Origin of the sequence: Microtetraspora sp. AC03309 (assembly GCF_020826795.1) — a bacterium.
GTDB classification, from domain to species: domain Bacteria; phylum Actinomycetota; class Actinomycetes; order Streptosporangiales; family Streptosporangiaceae; genus Microtetraspora; species Microtetraspora glauca.
The window spans coordinates 1-3,224 of record NZ_JADDIL010000170.1 but is presented as its reverse complement, the minus strand read 5'-3'; the positions used below and the strand labels follow the sequence as shown (position 1 = coordinate 3,224).

Here is a 3,224-nt window from a genome sequence, read left to right as displayed (position 1 = left end):
CCCTTGCTCGGCCCCCCGGCCGCTCCGCCGCCCCATGTGTACGGCGTGCCGAGCCAACTCTCTGCCGCCTTGACCGCGAGCTCACCCCGTGTCTCGATCGGAGTGTCCTTCTCACGGACCGTGGCTTGTTCATCCGGTCCCGGACCACCTGGGACGTCCTGCTGCCCGGTTGCGACCGACCCGTCCATGGCCGACCCACCCATGACCGACCCGTCCCCGACGGGCTCATCCGTGGCCGGCCCGGTTGCGACCAGTCCGCCTATGTCCCGCCCGTCCGCAACCGGCCCAGTCGCGTCCGACCCAGTTGCGACCGACCCGCCCATGTCCCGCCCGTCCATGACCGGCCCATCCATGACCGGCCCATCCATGACCGGCCCATCCATGACCTGATCATCGGGACTCTGCGTCACCGGTAACTGCTCGCCCGGACTCCACACGCCTCGGCTCCACACGCCTGGGCTCCACAGCACCGGGAGTCGTACTCCTGGCTCTGGCACCGCCTCGTCCACAGCATCGAAACACCGGTCGAGCATGTTCAAAAGCTTCGACGTGGACATGTCGGCGGGGTCCGGCGCGAACATCCCTCGGGGCCAGGGCGTGTCGCCGCCCTCCCCGATCGAAGGAGTGTCGCCCCCGTCTCGGAGCCAAGGCGTGTCGCCGCCCTCCCGGATCCAAGGCGCGTCGCCGTACACCCACAGGGGCCACGGGTGGGCGCGCAACGCTTCCTGTTGCCGCCCTTGGTTTGCTCGCCGCCGCTCTTCCCAGCTCTCCATCAGCGGCTCCGGCGGCCGCATTGCCCGCTGCCACTGCTGCAGGCTCACCCGCCATCGCGTCGGCAGCGCGGGTCGCCACCTCTCCTCGCTCACCCGTGATCGTTCTGGCCGGATCCATTGCCGTGCCGGCCGATCTGCCCCTTGTGGGGCCGGGGCGGCCGTCGTAGGTCGCGCTGCCCGGAGCCTCCGCGACTCCCACCTGAGGACCCAGTGCTCCACCCAACGGATGACGTCGTCATCGCCCGCCGAAACCACGGCAGGCGGGCGCGATCGGCCGACCACGTCGAGTGCGGCCTCATGCGGAGCCTGGAGCAGCGCCCATCGTCGCGCCTGAGAAGCACCCTGCGGCACGTCGCCCGCTCCGTTCCAGTGATGTGTCCCTTGCGGTCGCCAGGGGCCGTAGCCGTCCGGTGGGCGGCGGCCAGGACCGTCTGACGACCGGATGTCACCCGGCCACCGCGGCGGCGGCTCGGGCGGTGGGCAGGAGTTCGGGGACGCTCCCGACTCGGGAACCGGGATTCCGGGGACGCCCGTCGTGGGGCCGGTGATCGTCACTCCGGCGATGGCCGTGGCACCGAGCTTGATGGCGAGCATGATGGGGATCAACGCGCTCCTCCTGGGTCCGATGAGATCGAGGCCCAGCATCTGAGCCGGTGGCCCGGCGGCAGATGGCCGAAAGCGGTTCTGGGGATAAGTATCAGGCTGTGGACGAACTCGCGATCCGGCTCGCCCTCAGCTCGGCAAGCCCCCTACTGCCGGGGCCGTACTCCCAGGGCCGACGGTCTTGCCCTCCGGCGAGGCGCGACGAAGGCGCATGGTCAGCCCGGGAGGCGGGTACCCCCGGGCCGGCGGCGGGGCGGGACAGCGGAGCCGGGGAGTGCCGATCACGGGACGCACCTGGCGGGGCTCTGTCACGATCGCGGCGATGCCGTCCGTTCCGCCACGCCCGCGATCACCGCCCTCCTTGACGGACACGGCACCTCGTAATAGAACACGTTCCAGAAAGAGAAACTGCCAAGCGCTTGATTGAATACGTGCCTCGGCGCAGCACGAGGCTCCCCGCGTCCACACCTGCCGAATCGATCCCGATCTTCCCAGGCCACGTCTCTCCAGTAGGTGACTCCCTGTGCTAATCAATGTCGTCGACCAGGACTACTACGCGCGGCACGGGGTGCCGCACGAGCAGCTCAAATGGCTGCGGGACAACGCCCCGGTGTTCTGGCACGAGGGCGACGCCGAACTCGGCTGGCCGGGTTTCTGGGCGGTGACCAAGCTCGAGGACGTCGTGCACGTCTCCCGGCACTCCGATCTCTTCTCCTCCTCACGCCGCCTGGCACTCTTCAACGAGCTGCCCGAGGAGGAAAGGGAACTGCAGCGGATGATGATGCTCAACCAGGACCCGCCCGAGCACACCCGTAGGCGCTCCCTGGTCAATCGCGGCTTCACGCCCCGGGTGATCTCCCTGCTCGAAGAGCACATCCGGGACATCTGTCACCAGCTGATCGACGACGCCGAGGGCAAGCCCGACCTGGACTTCGTCACGGACATCTCCGCGCCGCTGCCCCTGTACGTGATCTGCGAGCTTCTCGGCGCACCGGTCGAGGACCGGGACAAGATCTTCGAGTGGTCCAACCGGCTGATCGGGAACGAGGACCCGGACTACGCGACGACCCCGGAGGAAGGCCAGGCCGCGGCGGCCGAGGTCTACGCCTACGCCGGGACGCTGGCCGCGGCCCGCAGGGAGGATCCGCGCGACGACATCGTCACCAAGCTCATCCAGCCGACGGATGGCGGCGAGGTGCTGACCGAGGACGAGTTCAACCTGTTCGTCCTGCTCCTCATCGTCGCGGGCAACGAGACCACCCGCAACGCGGCGACCGGCGGAATGCTCGCGTTCTTCCAGCATCCGGAGCAGTGGGCCCGCCTCGTGGCCGACCGCGCCCTGGCCCGGACCGCCGCCGACGAGATCGTCCGCTGGGTGTCCCCCGTCAACCTCTTCCGCCGTACGGCCACCACCGACACGGAGATCCGGGGGCAGAAGATCGCTGAAGGGGACAAGGTGGTGATCTTCTACGCGTCGGCGAACCGGGACGCCGACGTCTTCACTGATCCGGACGTCTTCGACATCGGCCGGGACCCCAACCCGCAGATCGGCTTCGGCGGCGGCGGGGCGCACTTCTGCCTCGGCAACCACCTGGCCAAGCTGGAGCTCAGGGTGCTCTTCGAGGTCCTGTCCGAGCGGTTCCCCCGGATCGGCCAGGCCGGCGAGGCGACACGGCTCAGGTCCAACTTCATCAACGGCATCAAGTCATTGCCCATCGCACTGCGCTGACACCGGGTCAGGCGCTCCGAACGCAGGCCGCGTCGGAGCGCCCGACTATCTGAGGCCGGGGGCGGGAGGCAGCGGTGGCGCATCGGAGCGCCCCACCAGCCCCCGCCCTCAGATAGTCG

General features: G+C 69.3%; 2 protein-coding genes. One reads left to right on the top strand and one right to left on the bottom strand.

Annotation, left to right across the window (positions count from 1 at the left end; all coding sequences use genetic code 11):
* Nucleotides 1–188, bottom strand: a 188-nt coding sequence (locus tag IMZ11_RS41945) for a hypothetical protein (RefSeq protein ID WP_228649064.1), incomplete at its 3' end; no start/stop codon positions are given.
* A gap of 1,711 nt (nt 189–1,899) precedes the next feature.
* Here IMZ11_RS41945 and IMZ11_RS41940 point away from each other — a divergent pair.
* On the top strand, nt 1,900–3,105 hold the full coding sequence (locus IMZ11_RS41940; RefSeq protein WP_228649062.1) for a cytochrome P450: 1,206 nt from the start codon (nt 1,900–1,902) through the stop codon (nt 3,103–3,105).
* Nucleotides 3,106–3,224 lie beyond the last annotated feature (119 nt).